The 19,784-nt window shown below is 56.4% G+C and carries 23 protein-coding genes and 3 pseudogenes; 11 read left to right on the top strand and 15 right to left on the bottom strand.

All coding sequences use genetic code 11. The annotated features are described in order from the left end of the window. Window position 1 precedes the first annotated feature (1 nt). The 5 genes from J3P93_RS26010 to J3P93_RS26030 all read left to right on the top strand — a co-directional run bounded on the left by J3P93_RS26010 (window position 2) and on the right by J3P93_RS26030 (window position 1,957). Window positions 2–181, top strand: a complete 180-nt coding sequence (locus tag J3P93_RS26010; RefSeq protein WP_434593368.1) for a hypothetical protein — start codon at window positions 2–4, stop codon at window positions 179–181. 136 nt (window positions 182–317) lie between these two features. Next, a complete protein-coding gene (locus tag J3P93_RS26015; protein WP_434593370.1) occupies window positions 318–521 on the top strand; it encodes a hypothetical protein in 204 nt (67 codons plus the stop codon). A 184-nt stretch (window positions 522–705) separates the two neighbouring features. After that, window positions 706–990 (top strand): hypothetical protein, encoded by a 285-nt coding sequence (locus tag J3P93_RS26020; RefSeq protein ID WP_434593372.1) that lies wholly within the window; start codon window positions 706–708, stop codon window positions 988–990. 379 nt (window positions 991–1,369) lie between these two features. Next, window positions 1,370–1,633, top strand: coding sequence for a hypothetical protein (locus J3P93_RS26025; RefSeq protein WP_434593375.1), 264 nt, complete (start codon window positions 1,370–1,372; stop codon window positions 1,631–1,633). An 84-nt stretch (window positions 1,634–1,717) separates the two neighbouring features. Beyond that, window positions 1,718–1,957 carry a DUF7706 family protein gene (locus J3P93_RS26030; protein ID WP_434593378.1) on the top strand — a complete coding sequence of 80 codons (240 nt, stop codon included), beginning with the start codon at window positions 1,718–1,720 and terminating at the stop codon, window positions 1,955–1,957. A gap of 52 nt (window positions 1,958–2,009) precedes the next feature. Here the strand turns inward: J3P93_RS26030 and J3P93_RS26035 are convergent, their stop codons facing one another. Further along, the gene (locus J3P93_RS26035) at window positions 2,010–2,282 is read right to left on the bottom strand and encodes a hypothetical protein (RefSeq protein WP_434593381.1); all 273 of its coding nucleotides are present in this window, start codon (window positions 2,280–2,282) and stop codon (window positions 2,010–2,012) included. 329 nt (window positions 2,283–2,611) lie between these two features. Continuing rightward, window positions 2,612–2,863 (bottom strand): hypothetical protein, encoded by a 252-nt coding sequence (locus tag J3P93_RS26040; RefSeq protein ID WP_434593383.1) that lies wholly within the window; start codon window positions 2,861–2,863, stop codon window positions 2,612–2,614. Between the two features lie 35 nt (window positions 2,864–2,898). On the opposite strand from J3P93_RS26040, the gene J3P93_RS26045 reads away from it, so the two are divergent. Then, window positions 2,899–3,531, top strand: coding sequence for a GNAT family N-acetyltransferase (locus J3P93_RS26045; RefSeq protein ID WP_434593386.1), 633 nt, complete (start codon window positions 2,899–2,901; stop codon window positions 3,529–3,531). Between the two features lie 35 nt (window positions 3,532–3,566). Next, on the top strand, window positions 3,567–4,667 hold the full coding sequence (locus tag J3P93_RS26050) for a hypothetical protein (RefSeq protein WP_434593388.1): 1,101 nt from the start codon (window positions 3,567–3,569) through the stop codon (window positions 4,665–4,667). A gap of 82 nt (window positions 4,668–4,749) precedes the next feature. On the opposite strand, the pseudogene J3P93_RS26055 reads toward J3P93_RS26050, so the two are convergent. After that, window positions 4,750–5,336: pseudogene (locus tag J3P93_RS26055) on the bottom strand (DNA adenine methylase); the annotation flags it as partial. Between J3P93_RS26055 and J3P93_RS26060 the strand changes: the two are divergent. Beyond that, window positions 5,318–5,569 (top strand): annotated as a pseudogene (locus tag J3P93_RS26060) (integrase); the annotation flags it as partial. The pseudogenes J3P93_RS26055 and J3P93_RS26060 sit on opposite strands and share 19 nt — an antisense overlap. 484 nt (window positions 5,570–6,053) lie before the next feature. Here the strand turns inward: J3P93_RS26060 and J3P93_RS26065 are convergent. Then, a pseudogene (locus J3P93_RS26065) lies at window positions 6,054–6,158 on the bottom strand (helix-turn-helix domain-containing protein); the annotation flags it as partial. Between the two features lie 483 nt (window positions 6,159–6,641). Between J3P93_RS26065 and J3P93_RS26070 the strand changes: the two are divergent. After that, window positions 6,642–6,917 (top strand): DUF3077 domain-containing protein, encoded by a 276-nt coding sequence (locus J3P93_RS26070; protein WP_039756474.1) that lies wholly within the window; start codon window positions 6,642–6,644, stop codon window positions 6,915–6,917. Window positions 6,918–6,966: 49 nt separating this feature from the next. Here the strand turns inward: J3P93_RS26070 and J3P93_RS26075 are convergent, their stop codons facing one another. Further along, on the bottom strand, window positions 6,967–7,632 hold the full coding sequence (locus J3P93_RS26075) for an RES family NAD+ phosphorylase (RefSeq protein ID WP_423815335.1): 666 nt from the start codon (window positions 7,630–7,632) through the stop codon (window positions 6,967–6,969). A gap of 11 nt (window positions 7,633–7,643) precedes the next feature. Next, on the bottom strand, window positions 7,644–8,054 hold the full coding sequence (locus tag J3P93_RS26080; RefSeq protein ID WP_258450862.1) for an MbcA/ParS/Xre antitoxin family protein: 411 nt from the start codon (window positions 8,052–8,054) through the stop codon (window positions 7,644–7,646). Between the two features lie 320 nt (window positions 8,055–8,374). On the opposite strand from J3P93_RS26080, the gene J3P93_RS26085 reads away from it, so the two are divergent. Further along, a complete protein-coding gene (locus J3P93_RS26085; protein WP_434593393.1) occupies window positions 8,375–9,301 on the top strand; it encodes a LysR family transcriptional regulator in 927 nt (308 codons plus the stop codon). Here the strand turns inward: J3P93_RS26085 and J3P93_RS26090 are convergent. The 9 genes from J3P93_RS26090 to J3P93_RS26130 form a co-directional block, all read right to left on the bottom strand. After that, window positions 9,218–9,535 (bottom strand): AzlD domain-containing protein, encoded by a 318-nt coding sequence (locus tag J3P93_RS26090; RefSeq protein ID WP_039756468.1) that lies wholly within the window; start codon window positions 9,533–9,535, stop codon window positions 9,218–9,220. The genes J3P93_RS26085 and J3P93_RS26090 overlap by 84 nt on opposite strands. After that, window positions 9,514–10,230, bottom strand: coding sequence for an AzlC family ABC transporter permease (locus tag J3P93_RS26095; RefSeq protein WP_336356245.1), 717 nt, complete (start codon window positions 10,228–10,230; stop codon window positions 9,514–9,516). Before J3P93_RS26095 ends, J3P93_RS26090 begins: the two co-directional genes overlap by 22 nt. Next, complete coding sequence (locus tag J3P93_RS26100) at window positions 10,227–10,604, bottom strand: GNAT family N-acetyltransferase (RefSeq protein WP_008080517.1); 378 nt, start codon at window positions 10,602–10,604, stop codon at window positions 10,227–10,229. Before J3P93_RS26100 ends, J3P93_RS26095 begins: the two co-directional genes overlap by 4 nt. A gap of 79 nt (window positions 10,605–10,683) precedes the next feature. Beyond that, window positions 10,684–11,430 carry a 2OG-Fe dioxygenase family protein gene (locus J3P93_RS26105; RefSeq protein WP_090288355.1) on the bottom strand — a complete coding sequence of 249 codons (747 nt, stop codon included), beginning with the start codon at window positions 11,428–11,430 and terminating at the stop codon, window positions 10,684–10,686. 228 nt (window positions 11,431–11,658) lie between these two features. Beyond that, window positions 11,659–12,945 carry an OprD family porin gene (locus J3P93_RS26110; protein ID WP_434593396.1) on the bottom strand — a complete coding sequence of 429 codons (1,287 nt, stop codon included), beginning with the start codon at window positions 12,943–12,945 and terminating at the stop codon, window positions 11,659–11,661. A 453-nt stretch (window positions 12,946–13,398) separates the two neighbouring features. Further along, on the bottom strand, window positions 13,399–13,611 hold the full coding sequence (locus J3P93_RS26115; RefSeq protein WP_090288350.1) for a hypothetical protein: 213 nt from the start codon (window positions 13,609–13,611) through the stop codon (window positions 13,399–13,401). Window positions 13,612–13,856: 245 nt separating this feature from the next. Then, window positions 13,857–14,963, bottom strand: coding sequence for an agmatine deiminase (gene aguA / locus J3P93_RS26120; RefSeq protein WP_434593398.1), 1,107 nt, complete (start codon window positions 14,961–14,963; stop codon window positions 13,857–13,859). Window positions 14,964–14,968: 5 nt separating this feature from the next. Then, window positions 14,969–15,847 carry an N-carbamoylputrescine amidase gene (gene aguB / locus J3P93_RS26125; RefSeq protein ID WP_090288346.1) on the bottom strand — a complete coding sequence of 293 codons (879 nt, stop codon included), beginning with the start codon at window positions 15,845–15,847 and terminating at the stop codon, window positions 14,969–14,971. A 301-nt stretch (window positions 15,848–16,148) separates the two neighbouring features. Further along, complete coding sequence (locus J3P93_RS26130) at window positions 16,149–19,061, bottom strand: aminotransferase (RefSeq protein ID WP_434593402.1); 2,913 nt, start codon at window positions 19,059–19,061, stop codon at window positions 16,149–16,151. Window positions 19,062–19,228: 167 nt separating this feature from the next. On the opposite strand from J3P93_RS26130, the gene rfbC reads away from it, so the two are divergent. Next, a complete protein-coding gene (gene rfbC / locus J3P93_RS26135) occupies window positions 19,229–19,774 on the top strand; it encodes a dTDP-4-dehydrorhamnose 3,5-epimerase (protein WP_034151902.1) in 546 nt (181 codons plus the stop codon). Window positions 19,775–19,784 lie beyond the last annotated feature (10 nt).

Consider the following 19,784-nt stretch of genomic DNA (forward strand, 5'->3'; position numbering starts at 1 on the left):
CATGTCGCACCTGGTCGAGCTGTTCGCCGCAAATGGCATTCAGGCAGTCATCAGCACCGAGGTGACAAATGCCCTGAAGCGCTGCACCGAGCCCCAATTTGCGGGGATGAAGGCGGTGGACAGCACTATCCGCAAGACGACGACCAAGTGCTGGATGTTCAAGAAGCCGGCAAAAATCTAACCCCAATAGCAAGCGCAGCCTTACCGTCCACGTAAGCAGCCGGTAAGCTACCTCCGCCATGCGTTTCATAAAAATCGAAGGGAACCTCCGGCCGCGCCATCACGGAACGGTCTCTATGCAGTGCCAAGGAGTGAGTATGCAATTACATGAAGCTAAAGCCGTCTACGAAGCCGAATCCTATGCCGAAGCTAATGAAAAGTTCGCAGAGGGCTGGAAGTTGCTAGCAGTGTTGACTACGACCCGCCATGGCGGCGACCAGGCGGTAAGTTATATCCTCGGCCATCCAGGTAAGAAGCCAGATCCGCTAGCGGGTGGGTTTGGTCAGCACGTTACTGGGTGACTCCAGCGCGACTAATAGCAGGATGAGGCCCCCACACTTGGCTGCAAGCATGGGGGCGTTTTTATTGGCGCTGTTTTCCACTCCCTCCTAGACTGGTTCTTCTTCATCCCGTTATTTGAAGCGCTAACCGCCCTCACCAAAAAAGGTAATTCCCTATGCCGCTTCCTCGCACCCCCAATTTGAATTGCGTCTGAAGAGTTTGCAGCTTCTTAACCCGGAGTTGGCTCAACTGGCTGAAGACATTGCTGCCGTGCACAAGCCGGAGGTTCTCAAGGAATCGGCGGACAGCCAAATCAACAATCTGTTCGACCGGCTGGGTGAAGTTGCCCGACAGGAAACCGCCTGCGCGATGCGATTTGCGGCGTGGTTATTTGGATTGGTACAAATGAAAGTACTTGGCAAGATTGAGGCCGAACAGTTTGTTGCGCGCGCCACGGCGTTGGGCGCATCGGCTGTAGTGCCATTGTAGGTATGAACGGCCGTGACGAAAGCGACCGCTTGGCTGCACTGATTCTGCCTGCGAGCTTCCACACACAGGTGCTAAAACTTCTGGGCCATATCGCTCAAGCGCACACGTCGGCTGACTGCAAGCGGGCAGCGGATCGCGCCGAGGGCTTTGTGTTGGGACTCGAAACAGCCAAAGCGCTGACGCGAGCAGCATTGAAGGGCTCTATCTAGCTTTTGAACACACCGCTATGGCTCGATTGCTGGAAGTGGAACAATGAGAAGTGAAGCCGGCATAAAGAATATTGCATGCCATGATGCAACTGGACGACACGGCGAATGCTGGCAATTGGCCTGTGCCGCCCGTAGGATTGAGCCCTCATGAGGCAACTGGAGCATTATCAATGGCAGAGCTCGACTGGAAAAAATATCAGTTCATTACCGAAGTACAGACAGCGTTGATCGCCAACGCCATCAATACTGCCAAACACGACGATGAGGGTGCTGAGAGGCACGACTATTCCGGTACCGGCCTGATGATCAGCATGGACAATGCGTTTTATGCAGCGGAAAGAATCCCAGCAAATCTGTCCGCACACGAGGCAGCTTCCCAGTTCTATGGTGGCTGCAAAGGAGAGAAGTGGCCGACCTGGGCCCTGAGGGGCTAATCCGCCGCCTGCGCAATCGCTTACCATCTAAGTAAGCAAACGGTAAGGGTAATACCTTCCTTGTCTTTATGAGGAAGTCCGATAATGAACAATGAGCTCGTAGTCCAAAAACCGATCACCTTTACCGTCACTACCCCAGCGGGTGCTTCTCAAAGCGAATTTATGACGGAGGCTGAGACGTCCGCGCTCGCTCAGTTCGTGAAACGCGTCGGCTGGTTCGAGTTCAACAGCCACTCGGTAAACGAAGATGAGGCGCACCTGGTAAAGCAGGCGGTCGATAAGCTGCAGAACGTCCTTTCACGCTCCGGCTTCGATCCGCTCTGATAGGCTCGGCATAAAGCTCATGAGGCTCCCACCGGAAGGATGGGAGCCTTTTTTATTGGGCGGAATCTGCATCGTCTATCTGCGCTGGTAAGCGTCCGCGCTCTTCAGTCATTATCTGCTGCAGCAGATGTAGCGCCGTGAGGTTGCCGCCTAAATTATCGCGCCACGACGGGTGGGTGACCTTGTACAGGTCATCGATCTTCGCGATGACGCGGCGGTAACGCTCGGCCTCAAGGACCAGCCGTCGACACTGGGGATGCATTACCCAGATATGGCGCAGCTCGGCCTGCGTCACTGGTTTGAATGGGGGCAGATCGCGAGCCATAAAACCACCAATACTGTATGGGCAAACAGTATTTTTACACGCAACTGATGGTGCGTATAGCGCCACTCAGCACTTTGCTGAGAGGCAATCCCCTCGACACCCGCCTCAAATCGGTGATTTACGATTTCAGTAATAGCTTGCCTAGCGGCGAAGAGGTGAATCCTTCACCGCCTGTTGAAAAACGCTGTTGATTGAATAGGTTAGCGATTTCGACTCGCGATTGTTCGGCGAAGCGGCCGCCCAACGGGAGACTTTATGCAACCTAATTGGGTTGACATAGTTATTATCCGTGTTCAAATGTGTTCGTACGACCGCACAAAGCCGAATACTCATTGAGTAAAGCGGAGGGAAATCGCATTCGGTCGTTGAATCGTTAATAACGATCCTTCAAGCGCAGTGCTTTCACTGCAAGGAAAGATGTAAAAATGGCCATCAAAAGCGAAACCTTCAGCCGCGTTGAGCTGACTGATGCTGACGCTGCCCGCTTCGTGCAACACATGCGCGATGACAAACCGAATCCAAAAGCCCAGGCTTCTTATGCCCGTGGCCGCGATATCCTGAGCCAGGTTTTCAGTCAGCAAGGTAGCGCGCGTCCTCGTTAATTTAGCGAGTTCAGATGCAGGTAAGCGTCGATTACTTCATAGAGAAGCTGCACGTCGAGCACCAAACCAACCGATTCTCAATGGGCCCAGACGAAAGTCTGAGGCCCTTGAAGTCGTTCATTCAGAGAAACGCCTTAGATTTTCAAAATCACAACGTCGCAGTCACGTATGCAGCCGTGGTGCCCCCTGTCGATCCGAACGACCGGAACTCGAGAAAGCGGGTTATTGGTTACGTGACCCTTACCTGTAGCGAAATCGACCTCGGTGGCTCGTATCCATTGGAGGATTGCGAAGCTGCAAATCGGTACGACTCAATGTCAGCGCTGAAGGTGGCTCGCCTGGCCACCCATAGGGATTACCTCGGCAACCAAATAGGGAAAACCTTGATGGAGTTTGCTATTGCTCTCGCCGTACACCAGGTTGCGCAGTTCGTTGGCTGTAGATTTTTGGTGACGGATTCGAAAGCTGGGTCAGTAGGATTTTACCGGGACAAGCTCGGGTTCACCCTTTTGGACACAGAAGAAAATCGTGGGCGCGACCATCCCGTGATGTTTTTGGATCTAAACAAACTGGATCTCACTGCGCCTCAAGACATTCAAGATATGGATGAATCAGAGGATAATGTTCAAGAGATTGCACCCGCGTAAAGCAGGAGATGCTTTCACATTTAAGGTCGCTCAAAATGCGGACTGAAAAAGACAAAAAAAATCTCGCCGAACTTCTGCGCGACCCCGAAAAATCTAAAAAGTTAAAAATAGCGGATCTGATCGCATCCACTGCCCTATCAAACAGCGGGATACCAGGCGCCAATGCTATATACGATTTTGCAAAATTTGGCGTAAACGCCGTTAGAGAATTCTTGGTAGAAAGGCAAGACGAAAAAATCTCAGACTTTCACAATGCAATGCTAACCGATAACAGCGAGATCCTAGACGAGACCGTTGTGGATAAAAATATCGACATCGTCGACTATCATGCGTTGTTGGATGCTTGCATATCAGATATCGAAATGGAAAAAAATGCCTTGTACGGGCGTCTGGCCAAATCGATAGCATCAGGAAAAATTTCTGCAAGGATAAAACGTCACTATACGCTTTGCCTAAAAGAACTCACGTGGGACCAAATTGATCTACTTGCCAGACTGTATGTGCACGACTCCTTTTCTATTAAACCGTCTCAGGGCCCTGGAAGCATAGACGCTAGCGACAAACTTAAAAATGTGAGACATGACAGCATTGAAGGCTTGGACGTCTCAGCACTAGCCGCGAAAGGTTTCGTACACGGCACAGACCTCACCGCGCTCAGTGAGCCGTTCTTAAAGGCGATATTCCCTCCTGAACTTTTGACACCCGCTGCATTCAATTTAAAGGTTTGGACTGGTCACAGGTTCTCTATAATTCAACTTCCCCTCAACGGCTTTGATACCTTAGGGGTTAGCGAAAGCATTCACGAGTACTTTCGAAACTTAGGGGTACAAGGCGGCATAGGCCCGATGGAGGGCATACTAGATGGCACCCGCTCATTCCCATTTAACTTGTTTTTCATCATCGTATACCCTAACGGCAAAACACTCTCAGATACCCGCAAGGATAACTTGCTGGAGATAATAAAAAACAAAGCGGCTCTACAGATCATAATCTGCGAAGAAAGCGATAACGCACTCTCTCCTATTTTGGATATCCCTCATATCATATGGCGGCCAAGCGATGCATCAGCCACTATAGCTTTAGCGGACGAAATGATAGGAGACATGATTAAAGCTTCGAGAAGTACGAAAACTTGAGCAAGATATTCTAGTTCTTGATCACGATACAGTTCCAAGCACCCGGACTCCAGGTGCTTGGAGAAAGATTACTACAGAGCGGTCACCAGTTAAAATAGACCAACTCGTTAACTTGCACTCCACCGTTACCGCCTACGGTATGCCGAAACGGCACCTCCTTCAGACGCAACCCCGCAAACACCTCGCGAATTTTCGGATGGTCACCCACCGATATCACCATCTTCCCCCGGATCGATCGCGCCAGATCCGCCATGGCTTCGAACTGCTCAAAACCAAAATCCCCAGCGTCATACCCGGCAGTCTCCAATACGGTGGATCCAGATAGAACAGCGTGTGGTTCCGATCGTACCGGCGGATGCACTCCTTCCAATCCAGGTGCTCAACATTGGTTCGCGCCAAGCGCAGGTGAGCGTCGCTGAGTTTCTCTTCGATACGCAGCAAATTGAGCCTCGGCGCCGAAGTGGTCGCGGTCCCGAAAGACCGTCCTTTTGCCTTGCCGCCGAAGCACAGGTTCTGCAGATAGAAAAAGCGCGCTGCGCGCTGGATATCGGTCAGCGTCCGCGGCGCCTGCTCTTTCGCCCATGCGAACATCGTGCGGCTCACCAATGCCCATTTGAACTGGCGCACGAACTCTTCCAGGTGATTGGCAACGACCCGATAGAGGTTCACCGCTACGCAAGTCGAGCCTGGACACGGCGTGGCAACGATTTATCACGTTGGCTTTGGCAGACGAGATCATCACGCCCGAGCAACGGTTTGCGCTTCACGATTTGAAACGACGTGGCATCACCGACACGGCTGATACCCGATCGGATAAACAGGAGGCGAGCGGCCACCGCGACCCGAAGATGATGGACGTCTACGACCACAGCGTGCCGACCGTTTCCCCTTCTGCAGAGTGAGCAAACCGGACGTAACAAGCGACACAGGGCCCGCTATCCACGCGGGCCTTGGCGTATCTGGACGCAACAAGGAATCGCGTAAGTGCTTGATTCCTATGCTTGAAGCACCTTCCTTGTAATCAGTAGGTCCCGAGTTCGACTCCTGGTGCCGGCACCATACAGAACGTAGCCCCTGCAGAAATGCAGGGGCTTTGTTGTTTCTGGGGTGCTGATATTTTGGCAGCGTTTTCAGCTTCAGTAAAAATCGCGTCTCTCCTGCTGTACATCGACCTGCGTTCCCGCCGTTACCCCAAAAAATACCGCTTGCGCCCCTTAAAGCCCAAATTCCCGACTTTATGCCAAATTATGAAATAGCAATAATTATGGCCTATTCATAAAAACGCCTAATCGCCTAAGCAGCTTTTTCAGAGCGCTAAGCTGGCGGAGTCAATGGAGAATTCGACTCCCGGTTAATGAGTCGTTGATTCCTCAACACTCGGTCATCCGCCGTAGAAAGCGGCACGTGGGTAGCGCGCGCTCCCTCACCGGCTTTCATTTGGCGTACAGACTCCAGCAAGTCCTGCTGAAACTGCTCCAGTTCGTCGATCATTTCTGACTCCTACTTCTATGTTTAATAAATGCTAAGAAAAGCCGTGACCAATGAAGGTATCGGGCGAGATCTCGAGAAATCTGTTGTAACGACAAGCCACCCAAAGCCACCACTGGCCACGATTGCGCGCCTACCGGCGCCAAGCTACCGTCAATGCCGTCGCTGCCAATTCAGCGACCGGGCCTGAGAACCCGCGTAAGATGCAGGCGCATCAGCGCCCCAACCCACGATTGCCGGCGCTTTTTTGTGTCCGTCTTAACGTGCAATGGCGGCTGTGCGTGGGAGACCTTCGGGTCTGCCGGGTTCCTGTATCTCCGGTTTCTCAGCCTGCGCATAGCTGCCACCCTATCGCCAGAGAACGAAATGGCAGCTCTCTCATTTGAAACAGGGAGTTTCACAGATGAACGCCATCGATCCATCCACAATCCGCTGCTTCGCGAAACCGTTCACCTCGCTTCACTTTCAATCGAACGGTGAAGCGAAATGACCAATCTCCTCGATCTGAAATTACCCGGCCTCACGCATTTTTCCTTTCAGTCCAACCAGGCGATGTTCCGCACCAACCGAGGCGTGCCGGTGGTTGCCGCTCTGTCACATGCCTCGCACCTGCTACACATTTCAAAGCTTCTCACTGCGGACTCCACGATTTCTCGAGATCCTGATCTCCACGCCTACGCCTCGCAGTATCTGCAGGAGTTGAGCAAGGCGCTGATCGATGATGTTGTGAAAGTGTTGGATGCGCCGCCAGTCAGCCATTGACGTAATTCGCAACACTAAGCCCTCGCGTCAATGCGAGGGCTTTTTGCACTCAAACCTGATTGATCTCAAACACAATCGAAATCTTGCGCTCGCTCGCATTCCACACATACCGCAAATGCTTCCCCTGCTTCGGAATCGAAACCGCCGGTGGCCGAAGCGCTGCAATACACTCATGCCCAGCCAATCGCACGCTGTTATAGAGCAAGCCCCACGATTCAGCGTCGCGCAGTTGCCGCGCGAATGCCTGCGATGGGCCGTAAGCTTCCGGGTCAGGCTGATGCAGGCTTTCGAAGCCTTGGCGAACGTCATGCAGCGGCTTGACCACTCGATTGACGTAAGTGCGCATGGTCAATTCAAGATCAGCTTCTTGAGTCGCAGCAAGAAAACGCTCCTGATGGAAACAGGTTTCAGCAATCGCCGCTGCCTGGCTGCTCGCGGCGTAGTAGACGCCGAAGGTGCCGTCGCTGAAACGGCTGCGTTTGCCGACGTGGGTGAAGGCGGCCATCACCGGGCTGGAGCCGGGGCCAGACAGGCGATCTTCGGGGCGTACGCGGGCGAGTACGCCGGCCTGTTCGATCAGGCGATCGTTGGTCAGCGCTTCGATGGCATAGGCGATTTCGAGGTCTTCGGGGTCGAGCACGTCTTCGAACAGGGCAATCGGCGGGAAGCTGCTGTTGACGATGCGATACGCCCGCGGCCATGGCACATCGACCAGCGCCGGGGTTTTCAACCGCGCACTCCGTCGAGGTAGCGGCGCACATCGGCGATGTCGATCACCCTCCCCGCCAGCATGTAATCCAGCGCCGTTTTGCCATTGAACGGTGCTGCCGTGTTCGGGCTGCTGACCCAGGTGTAGGCGCGTTCACGGCTGTTGCTGAAGATGATGCTCAACGCCTTGTGAATGCCCATCAGGTACGAAATGCGCTCAAGGGTGTCGTGAGGTAAACGGATGTTGGGCGGCAGGTGTTTGTATTTGTAGAACGTGGTGTTACCGACGCCGCCAAGTAAAGTGCGTTGCTGCTCGGCGCTGCAGCCCCAATGCTCCATGAGGTTGAAGAAAAACTTCAGCGCAACGCGGCCGGCTTCTGGGGCGTCGAGTTGTTCCCGTGGACTTAAAGCAATGGATGACGTTGGCATCAGTTGCCTCCCATGAACTGTGTGCCTTCAGGTTAGTACACATTCGTAGTTAACGCTGAATTTAATACGCATACGAATGAACTTCTAGACGAGGCGGACCGAACGATTTCTGCAAAATCCTCACCCTCCCCTTGACCCCCATCACCTGCAAGTCACCAAAAACCCCGATCCTGTGTCAGCCTCCAGCCATCGGCGGGGAAATCAATTCGCTACCAAGTCCGCGACAACTATGCTCAGGTACGGGAATATAGCCAGCATATGGCGCCGGTTCGGTCGTCTCGTAAACAACAATACCCAGCCCACTTCAGAGGGCATTACCCATGGATAGCAGAACCTTACGCAACCTGATGCGCATCGTGCAGACCGGCTCGTTGTCGGCCGCGGCGGAGCATTCGTGTCTGACCGTGCAGGCGTTGGCCGCGCAGTTGAACAAGGTCGAAGAACAGTTCGGTTTTCGTTTGTTTCGACGTTCCAACAAAGGTCTGACGCTGACGCCGCAAGGCACCGAGCTCACGCCTTACATCGATAAAGTGTTGATTGCGACGCGACAGATGGAAGAAAAAGTCGCGGCCTTGAAAGTACCGGGGCAGCGCACGTTGAAGGTGGCGTTGAACAATACCCTGGCGCCTGACTTCAACCGGCGCATGATCGGGCGTCTGATCGAGGTGTTTCCGGATTATCAGATGGAGTTCAGCTACGCCGAGTCGATGGAAAATCTCAGCAAGCTGAAAAATGAAGATTTCGACCTGGCGGTGTTGATCGGTCCGCAGCGCCCGGGTTTGCCGAGCATTGTGTTGCCGGAGGTGCAGGTCCAGGTGGTCGGTGCGCATTGTGGCCAGGAAAACGATCCGCTGACCTTGCTGGGCAACAAGTTTCAGGTGCGTCCTGCGGAAGATTGTCCGTATTCCCACAGCTTTTTGCGCTTTCTCGATGCAGGTCTGGGCAATCACGAGAATGGCCAGCGCATGGTTTATTCGTGCAGTGAAACTTTGACGCTGTCGTTGATCACGCAGATGGATGCGGTGGGCATGGTCTCGCGTGAGGCCGCGCAGAAAAACGGCCTGACGATTTTCCCCGGTTTCGAGGATTTCCTCGAAGTGCGCCTGGCGGTGAACAATCCGGAGTTGTCGAGCCAGGCGTTGAGCGATGTCGTCGATTTGCCGTTACATGAACGAGCCGAGCGCAATGTACGCAGCCGTCCCCACCGCCACACTGAGAAAGAGGTTTTTGCTGAAATACGCACATAGCAACGTCGGAATCGCGGCATAGAATTCCGGGCGATCAAGCTGTATCTGCCGGTCCTTGATCAACAAGGGGGTCAGGCTGATCGCGGCAACGATCGCCACCGGCAAGTATTCCAGTGCCCGCGCGATAAACGGCGGCCAGTGTTCGGTGTTGATTTGCAGCGGTAGCGCGCGTGGCAGGAACGTCACGGCCATCATCAGCACGACCACCAGAATCAGGAACGTTTGGTCAGGCATACACCGACTCCGCAGCCCACAAACGTGGCGATAAACACATTGAACGGCGAGCTGCCCATCAGGCTCAACGCACCCATGCAAACTACCGCAGCAGCGGCAGCGATGAGTTTGTTGCGTGTGTTGCACAGCGACACCAGCACATACAGCATCATCGCGGTCAGGGCGTAATCGAGCTGATATTTGATCAGGTGCGCGGCGTATTGCGCGCACACCGCGCCGAGCAGGCCACCGAGTACCCAAGAGGTGTGGCAGAACAGGTTGAAACCAATCAGATAACGCACATTGACCGGGGCGCCCGTGCCGAGCTTGACGCTGTGAAACGCAAAGGATTCATCGGTCAGGCCACCGGCATAACACCAGCGCTCCATGCGGCTCAAGCCGAGCGCACGCAAGGCCTTGGCCATGTACACCGACATCAGCATGTGCCGCGCGTTGATCAGAAAAGTCGTCAGCACGATGGTGGTCAGCGATGCGCCGCTGGAAATCAGCGCCAGCGCGGCGAATTGCGAAGCGCCGGCATACACGAACAAGCACATTGCTACCGGCAGCCACATCGGCAGCCCGGCATTCACGGCCATCAGGCCGAAGACGAACGCCACCGTGAAATACCCGGCGACCACCGGGCTGGCTTCGGCAAACGTGCGCGACGGCTGATGTTCGGCCATCAACGGCGCACTGCCGGACGTTTCATTCATAGGTCCCTCTCAAATGTCCGTTCGCCGTGAGGCTCGCAAAAACCCTGGGCGGTCCAAAAACGCTTGCCCGCGAGGTTAGCATCGTCGACGAACAGAAACATCCGCAACACCCCGACCCGTTTCATGTCGGATGACGCCGCTTCAACCAGCCGTTGACCTACGCCCTGGCTGCGATAGCGCGGGCTGACCGCCAAGTGGTTGATGGTGCCGCGGCTGCCGAGCATGCCGCCCAGCACCGCGCCGACGATTTCGCCGGCAACGTCGAAGGCCAGGTAAGCGGTGGTGGTTTTCTGGATCAACACGCCGCGCAGGCACTTGGCGTCCTGCCATTCGCAGAACGACACTTCGTCGAACTGACGGAAAAAGCGCTCCATGCGCTGCGCATCCTTGGCGGTGGCGCGGCGCAGCACCACTGGCGTCGAGCATTCGACGCCATTGATTGGGGTGATCTGATTAGCGAACAATGTCGAAAGCGGTCCCGGGCCGCGAGAAGGAAATTGCCAGAATCTGCCGGAACGCCATGGCATGGGTGTGGGTATTGCGCGCCGGGGTCACGTAATGGCGCATGTCACGGTCGAGGAAATACGTGGTGTCGAGAATTTCCTGGTAAGTGGTCGACGCCAGTTGATGCTCGTGGATGTCGTACAAACGACTCTCCGCACCCTCGACGTTATTGCGCCCCCAGAAATGCACACCGCTGAATGGGTAGCCATCGCAGTGAATGCCTTCAGGGGTGATTTCCAGTTGTTTGCCGGGTTTGATCTCGATGCGGATCTGATGGATCTGGCACTGCCAGATTTCATCGTGCAGCTCTTCCGGCAATACGCTTTTGTACACTTCGAAATCCGTGTCGATCAGGCTGCGCATCACCGGCGAATTCATCACTTCCTCGGAGAAGTCCTGGAAGTGCCGCACGACGCCGCCGACATAGGCGTTGTTTTCCTTCGATTGCACATAGGCGCGATGTTCGAGTTGCTTCAGTTCGCGAGTCTTCGGGTTGTATTCGAAGTCGCTATAACGACGGTAACGCATGCCGGCTTCGGCCTGACCGTAGTAGCTGTCAGGCTCCATGTTCTCCCAACTTTTGGTCAATCTGACGAAGTCGGCAAAATGACCGTAGAGATTGAAGTCACCACCCTGGACGTTGACATATTTGTCGCGCCGTAGCGATTCGCCCACTTCTCTGTTCAAAACGATCATTACCCAAATCTCCGCTGCGTTGAGCGGCCTAATCTATTAGGTGGAGAATTTGCGTCCATGAGAAAGAATTTCAGGCATTTTAAGCGCTGTTTGAAACGGCACTTGCAGCGCTTGAAAAACAACTTTTACATGACAGAAACACGGGTTTTTTCGTCTTTTTGTCGAAAAAACGGCGAAAAAAAACCCCGAACGAATCGGGGTTTTCTCATTTTCGTTACAGCCCGATCATCAGAAGATGTTGATCGGATAGTCGACAAACACACGCAGCTCGTTGCCGCTGACGTTGTATTCGCTGGATTTCTGCGATACACGCAGAATCGAGCTGCGCAGTTTCACGCTGAGGTCTTTGGCCGGGCCACTTTGCACGACGTATTTGACCTGGTTGAAGATCTCGCGCTCGGTGCCGCCTTCGCTGGTCGACGTGGTGATGTTGTCGCCACGCACGTAAGCGAAGTTGTAGCTCAGACCCGGTACGCCGAATGCGCCGAAGTCCAGGCCGTAGCCCAGCTGCCAGCTGCGTTCGTCTTCGGCGTTGAAGTCGGACCAGTAGGAGTTGGCCAGGTAAATGGAGTTACCACCGTCACCGACACGACCCTGATCTTTCTGGTAGCCGCCATAGGCGTAACCGAGATTGCTGTCGCCAGTCGAACGCTGGTGCGCGACGGTGAACGAGTGCGGGCCGGTGGCGAAGGTCGCTGCCAGGCTCCAGATCTTGTTGTCGTCGCCGGTAACACCGTTTTCGCGAACGTACGAGTTGTCCAGCTTGGTGCGATAACCGTTGAAGTCCAGGGTCAGCGACTGATCCTTGTTGAACGGAATCACGTAGTTGGCATTCACGTACTGTTTCTTCAAGACGTCTTCGACGTCGGAGGCGTACAGCGCGCCTTTGAAGTGTTCGGTGAACTGATAGCTGCCGCCCAGGACGTTGATCGCCTTCAGACCGCCGCTGTCACGGCCTTCATCGCTCTTGCGCGATTCGGCGGTGAAACGCCCGGCGTTCAGTTCCAGACCTTTGATCTCCCGGGAGGTGATCAAGGTACCGGTGTAGCTTTCTGGTAGCAGACGCACGTTGTCGTAGCTCAGCACCGGCAGGGCCGGCATCTGGTCACCGTAAGTCAGCACGGTGTTGGACACACGGAATTTGACCGCTGCGCCGCCCTTGGCGATGTCATGCGCCGCGCGGCCGTCGTTTTCCTGTTTGAAGAAGTCGATACCTTGCGCGCCGGTACGGCCCTTGCCGCCGTCCAGACGCAGCGCGTACAGACCAAAGGCGTCAACGCCGACACCTACGGTGCCTTGGGTGAAGCCGGACGAGAACGTACCGATCGCCGCCTGGCCCCACTCGGCTTTGTCCGCACGACCGTCTTTGTAATCACGATTGATGTAGGCGTTGCGCAGCAGCACTTTCAGACTGCTGTCTTCAACGAAACCCTTGGATTCGGCCTGGTCGTTAGCCATGGCCTGTGTAGCACTCAACATCCCCAGTGCGATCAGACTGATTCGCTTGTTCAACATTTTGTTTTCCTTATTACGGGTTGAAACGCGCTGTGTCGAACGGCTGAAACGGCGCTTTTGCACTCTTGTATTCACCCCGAAACAAAAAGACCCGCCGACGACAAGTCATGGCGGGCCTGCTCCTTGTTTTGAGTCATGGCGGTTAGCCACAGGCGTTGGGCCGAATCGTAGCCGCGGCCTGAACAATGTGTCAATTTCAAGAATCGTCTTTAAATAGGCAGAAATCGTCTAAGAAACGTAAATTCTTAGCTCGGCTGTTGCAGAAAACCAGGGTTAAGCAGGGAGTTTTGAACTGTAGGAGTGAGCCTGCTCGCGATAGCGGTCTGTCAGTTGCAAATATCGTCGACTGGCATACCGCTATCGCGAGCAGGCTCACTCCTGCATTCGTTTTGTATCGGGCATAAAAAAGCGCCGCCTTCCCGGCAGCGCTTTTTCCGATCCCTGTTGTTCTTCCTATCCTTCCATCACAGCCCACAACGCATCCAGTTCGGCCTCGCTGAACAGGTCAGCGGGATAGCGCTCGATCATCATCCGGCGCGGATCAGGTTCTCTGATCTGACGCGTTCCATTGGATTTCAACCAGTGCGCCACACGCTGGAGCGTTTCGCCGTTAACGGCCATGGGATGCAAAGTCCGCTCGCTGATTACGTTCACTTCGGCGTTCATTTCAGCGCTCTCTCCCGTTCGTGAGCGGCTACGTTATCCAAGATTCATGACAGAACTGTTGAAGTTCTTCTCCCTCCCTAGTGCATCAGAAGCAATACAAGAGCTATGCCAAGCTTTTGCTCGGGCGACCGGCGGAGACAAAAAAAGCCCGCGGTCCTTTCGGGCCGCGGGCTTGGTGTTCCTGACCGGCACGTTAACAAACGTCAGGCTTTTTTACCTGCCAACTCAGGCTGTTACGACTCAACTCACTCTTTGTGCGGCGCCGGTTGCTGTTGGGTAAGGCAGTGAATATTACCGCCGCCCAGTAACAACTCGCGACCGGGCACCATCACTACTTCGTGCTGCGGGAACAGCTTCTGCAGGTTTTCCCGGGCCGGCGCATCCATCGGGTCATCGAAGCTCGGCGCGATGATGCCGCCGTTGACGATCAGGAAGTTGACGTAGGAACCGGCCAGGCGCACGGACGGGTTGCGTTCCTGGGTGCCGTCGACCGGATCGACGCCGGCGCACTCTTCCTCGGTCGCGTACAGCGGCCCAGGAATCGGCATCTTGTGCACCGCGAACGGGCGGCCCTTGGCGTCGGTGCTGCTTTGCAGCACGTTCATTGCAGCCTGGCAGCGTGGGTAGTTCGGGTCCTGCGGATCGTCAGTCCAGGCCAGCAGCACTTCACCCGGACGCACGTAGCAGCAGAAGTTATCCACATGGCCGTCGGTTTCATCGTTGAACAGGCCATCCGGCAGCCAGATGATCTTATCCACAGCCAGATTGGCGCTGAGCACCGCTTCGATTTCCTCACGGCTCAGGTGCGGATTGCGATTGCGGTTGAGCAGGCATTCTTCAGTGGTGATCAGCGTGCCTTCGCCGTCGACGTGAATCGAACCGCCCTCCAGCACAAAACCTTCGGTGCGGTAACGCGGGCTGCGCTCGATCTCGAGGATCTTGCCACCGACCTGCGAATCACGATTCCACGGTGCATACAGACCGCCATCGAAGCCGCCCCAGGCATTGAAATCCCAGTTCACACCGCGCACTTCGCCGCTGTTGTTGATCACGAACGTCGGGCCGCTGTCGCGCACCCAGGCATCGTCGCTGGACATCTCGACCACGCGGATATTCGGCACATCGAGGCGCGCACGGGCGTTTTCATATTGGCCGGCGGAGACCGCCACAGTCACCGGTTCGAAACGGGCGATCGCTTTGGCTACCGCGGCGTGTGCGGCCTGCGCCGGTTTGCCGCCCAGGCGCCAGTTGTCCGGGCGCTCGGGCCAGATCATCCAGGTCTGGGTTTGCGCTGCCCACTCGGCCGGCATGTAAAAGCCGTCGGCGCGCGGGGTACTTTTCAGGGTGGTCATCGGGATCAGGACTCCAGGGAACCGTCGAGGGTTTTCAACGCACCGTACAGGTTCGGACGGCGGTCACGGAATGAACCCCACGCGCTGCGAATGTGTTCGAGCTCGTCGAGGTTGAAAGTGTGCACAAGAATACCTTCTTCGGTTTTATTCAGCTCCTGCACTTTTTCGCCGAACTGGTTGGCAATGAATGAGGAGCCGTAAAACGTGATGTCATAACCGTCCTGTTCTTCGCGGCCGATGCGGTTGCTGGCGATCAGCGGCATCAGGTTGGCCCCGGCGTGGCCCTGTTGCACACGCTGCCAATGGTCGCGCGAGGAAATCGTCTGGTCGTGCGGTTCGCTGCCGATCGCGGTCGGATAAAACAGGATTTCCGCGCCCTGCAACGCCATGCTGCGCGCGGCTTCCGGGAACCATTGATCCCAGCAGATGCCCACGCCGATTTTTGCGTAACGGGTGTTCCACACTTTGAAACCGGTATCGCCGGGGTTGAAGTAGTACTTCTCGTGATAGCCGGGACCGTCCGGAATGTGGCTTTTACGATAAATCCCGAGGTTGCTGCCGTCGGCATCAATGATTGCAATGCTGTTGAACCGCGCACGGCCGGCCAGTTCGTAGAAGCTGATCGGCAACACCACTTGGAGCTCTTTGGCGATGTTCTGGAAATGTTTGATCGCGACATTGTCCTCGACCGTCGTCGCCAGTTGCAGGTAGTCCGGGTTGGGCTTCTGACAGAAGTACGGCGCCTCGAACAATTCCTGAATCAGGATGATCTGCGCGCCTTTGGCAGCAGCTTCACGGACCAGTCTTTCAGCGATTTCGAGGTTGGCGTGCAGATCCCACGAACAGGCCATCTGAGTGGCGGCAACGGTAACGATACGGCTCATGAATCATCTCCCGGCAGGTGCTTCGACGGTCGGAAGTCGACCGAAAACTAAACGCGCGCGCCGGACAAGAGATCGCCATGCCGGAGCAATGTCGACTTTATAGCCGATAAATATCGGCTTTAAAAGTTTTCTAGATGCCTTCCGTCTAAATAAACCCGAAAAATACCGATACAAATCGAAGTTTAAACCTAAACCATGTGGGAGCGAGCCTGCTCGCGAAAGCGGTTTCACAGTCAGCAACGATGTCAACTGATCAATAGCTTTCGCGAGCAGGCTCGCTCCCACACGGGACTTGCAGCGCTTACAGGCCTTCGCTGAGGACCTGATCGAGCATATCCACGAAGAAATCCACGCTCTGACGCGATGTCACCATTGGCGGCTTTATCTTGAGAATGTTCAGATCATCGCCGGTCGGCTGCATGAAGATGCCCAGCTCACGCAGGCGATCGCACAGCAGCGCGGTCTCTTCGGTCGCCGGTTCCAGCGTGTCGCGGTTACGGATCAACTCGAGCCCCAGATAAAACCCCGAACCATGCACTGCACCCGCCAGCGGATGTTTATCGATCAATGCTTCGAGCCGCGCCTTGAAATGGCCACCGACCACCTGGGCGTTTTCCCAGAGCGTTTCTTCCTCCATGACATCCAGCACCGCCATGCCGATCTGGCAACTGACCGGACTGCCGCCCGCCGACGAGAAGAAATAGCCCTCGGCCTCCAGCGCCTCGGCGATCTCCCGCCGCGTGATCACCGCGCCCAGTGGCTGGCCGTTGCCCATGCCCTTGGCCATGGTGATGATGTCAGGCACCACGCCCTGCTCTTCAAAGCCCCAGAAGAAATGGCCCATGCGCCCGTAACCGACCTGCACTTCATCGGCGATGCACACGCCGCCTCGGGCGCGCACCAATGCATAGACCTGTTGCAGATACCCCGGCGGCAGCGAGATGCCACCGGCGTTGCCGTACACCGGCTCGCAAATGAACCCGGCCAATTGGCGCTTTTGCTCAGCCAGTTTGTGTAACTGCTGTTCAACGCTGCGCACGTAATCCGGCGCTGAATCGCGACCACGGAATTCACCGCGATAAGTATTCGGCGCGGTCACCGGATGCACCCAGTCCGGACGGCTTTCGAGGGCTCCGGGGTTGTCGGCGATCGAAGTCGATACCGCATCGGCGCCCACCGTCCAGCCGTGATAGGCCTCGAGCACGCTGAGCATGTCGCGCCCGCCGCTGTAAGCCCAGGCCAGACGAATCGCCAGATCGTTGGCCTCGCTGCCGCTGTTGACCAGAAATACCCGGTCCATGCCTTCCGGCGCCAGCTTCAGCAGGCGTTCGGAAAACTCGGCGACCGCCGCATAGTTGAACCGCGAATTGGTGTTGAGCAGCGACCACTGCCGCGCCGCCACCGCCGCCATGCGCGGGTGACCGTGACCGAGCACCGCGACGTTGTTGAGCATGTCGAGATAGGAACGGCCCTGCATGTCGATCAGATGATTGCGCCAGCCGCGCTCAATGCGCGGCGGGTCGACGTAGTAGTGTTTTTGCGTGCGGGCGAAACTGGCGTCGCGCCGTTCGAGCAGGGTTTTGCTGTTCAGTTCCGGCTCGGCATCGCAGGCCAGCCCCAGCACCACGGCCGGCGAAGGACACAGGGCCTGCCACGCCGCCGCACGCGATGGTGCGCAGAACAGCGGCGTCGGCACTTGTGCGTCTCGGCAAAGTTGCACCAGCAACGGGCCGCTGACCGAGCCCAGCGCCTGCCCCTTGGCCAGCGTCGAACCGCTTGGCAGCGAAGTCGTCACGCCCCACAGCCGCACGCTGAGCTGCGGGCCGTCCAGACACAGCGCGCCGTCAGCCGTCTCGCGCAGAATACCGGCGAACGACGCTTGTACAACGCTGGCATGGGGAACACGCAATTCGACATGCAGCGGGAAAGTCTGCGGCTCGACCGCGCTGTCAGGCTGTGTGCGTGACAACCGATACTGACCATAACGGCTCGCCGCGAGGCCATGCACGGCCGCGGCTTCGTCCAACAGGCGCTGATCAACGCCCGTCTGCTGCCAGTTGCCGGCTTCGAAATGCGGACTCAGAACGCCAAGGTCGATCAGGGCAAACTCGCGTCCGACCAGTTCCGGCAGCAACGCTGCGAAATCGGCGCTGCCGATCACCGGCAGGCTGTGCCCCAACGCAGTAAGGATCGCCGCTTCCATCAGCGCCAACGGCACCGACGTGGCGACATGGAAAATTTCCCACTCGTGGCTGAGGTTGTCGCGGCTGTAGGTATTCGTTGGATCGATGCTGACCTGCTGCTCGCCACTGAGCACCAGCACCGCTGCGCGCGCGACGATCAACGGCCACAGCGCCTGCAATTCTTCATATTGCAGCGGATTGACCGCATGGTAAGCCTGCACCGCCGGGAGGATGACAAACGGATCGCCGTCGGCGTGATGCAGCAATGCCGCGCAGGTCACCGACAGATCGGTGATGCGCCAGGTGCGCACCAGATCGCCGAAATCGATCACACCCTGCAATTGCCAGTGACGCTGGGCATCACGCGCCCAGACGACATTGTCATCAGTGATGTCCATGTGGATCGCCTGCACCGGCAGCCTGTCCTGCAGCGGCTGCAAACGACGCTCGGCGTGTTCGGCAGCCTCGGCGATCAATGTGCGTTGCTGTTCATCTTCGATCACTGGCAGCAGATGCTCGATCAAGGCACTGGCGTGGCGTGCGTCCCATTGCAAGGTACGCGCAAGGCCGGGATGGTCGAACCCGGCGAGGGCCAGATCCATCTCACCGCACAGCCGGCCGAAGCCTGCCACGACCTTGTGGCCAAGATGCTCGAGATGCGTCAGCGACTGGCCCTCGATGTAATCGAGCATCCGCACATGCACCGCTTCACCGCCGGCCTGCAGCGTCAGCAAGTCCTCGCCGTTTTTCGCCACGATGACGCGCGGCACCGTTATCGCCGAGTGCTCGGCCAGATATTTCAGACCCGCGTGCTGGGCTTGCAACTCCACCAGTGCGTAATCGCCCCGGCAGATTTTCATCACAAAGCGCCCGCGCTCGCTGTCGACGCGGTAATTAAGATCCTGCTGGCTGCCGAGTGCGTGCAGAGCGCCGCTAAGCCCGTAATGCTCCGCCAGCCATTGCTGCGCTTGCTCCTGCGAAACCTGCGGGCTGGGCAAACTGGCGCGGTGAATCAACGTGGCGAGCGGCATGGAACGACCCCTGAAATTTTACTAGGCGCTTATATCGCCATTGCTGTTGAGGTTGCGCAACCCCCCGACCACAGAAAGGTCCCGCGGCTAATTGAATGCCAGCACTCGCGCCATCCAGCACTTTGCGCAAGAATGACGGCCATTCACACCTGACAACGGAATTCCTCATGAATGTAATCACCACCGATCTGCCCGGTGTTCTGATCATCGAACCCAAGGTGTTTGGTGACGAGCGCGGTTTCTTCTACGAGAGTTTCAACGCCAAGGCGTTCCAGGACGCGACCGGCCTCGATACGCAATTCGTCCAGGACAACCACTCGCGCTCGCAAAAAGGCGTGCTGCGTGGCCTGCATTACCAATTGCAGAACACCCAGGGCAAACTGGTGCGCGTGACTGTCGGCGAAGTGCTGGACGTGGCCGTGGATATCCGCCGCAGCTCGCCGCACTTCGGCAAATCGGTGGCGGTGCGTCTGTCGGCGGAAAATCATCGTCAGCTGTGGGTGCCGGAAGGTTTTGCCCATGGTTTTGTGGTGCTGAGCGAGTTCGCCGAATTTCTTTACAAGACCACCAACTACTACGATCCATCGTCCGAACGCAGCATTCGCTGGGACGACCCGGCGCTGGGCATCGACTGGCAACTGGACGAAGCGCCGAAACTGTCGGCCAAGGACCAGGCCGCCGCGCTGCTCAAGGACGCTGACGTCTTCGCTTGAGGCCGGGCAT

The sequence above is a fragment of the Pseudomonas sp. R3-57 genome, from assembly GCF_051132065.1.
Taxonomy (GTDB): Bacteria; Pseudomonadota; Gammaproteobacteria; order Pseudomonadales; family Pseudomonadaceae; genus Aquipseudomonas.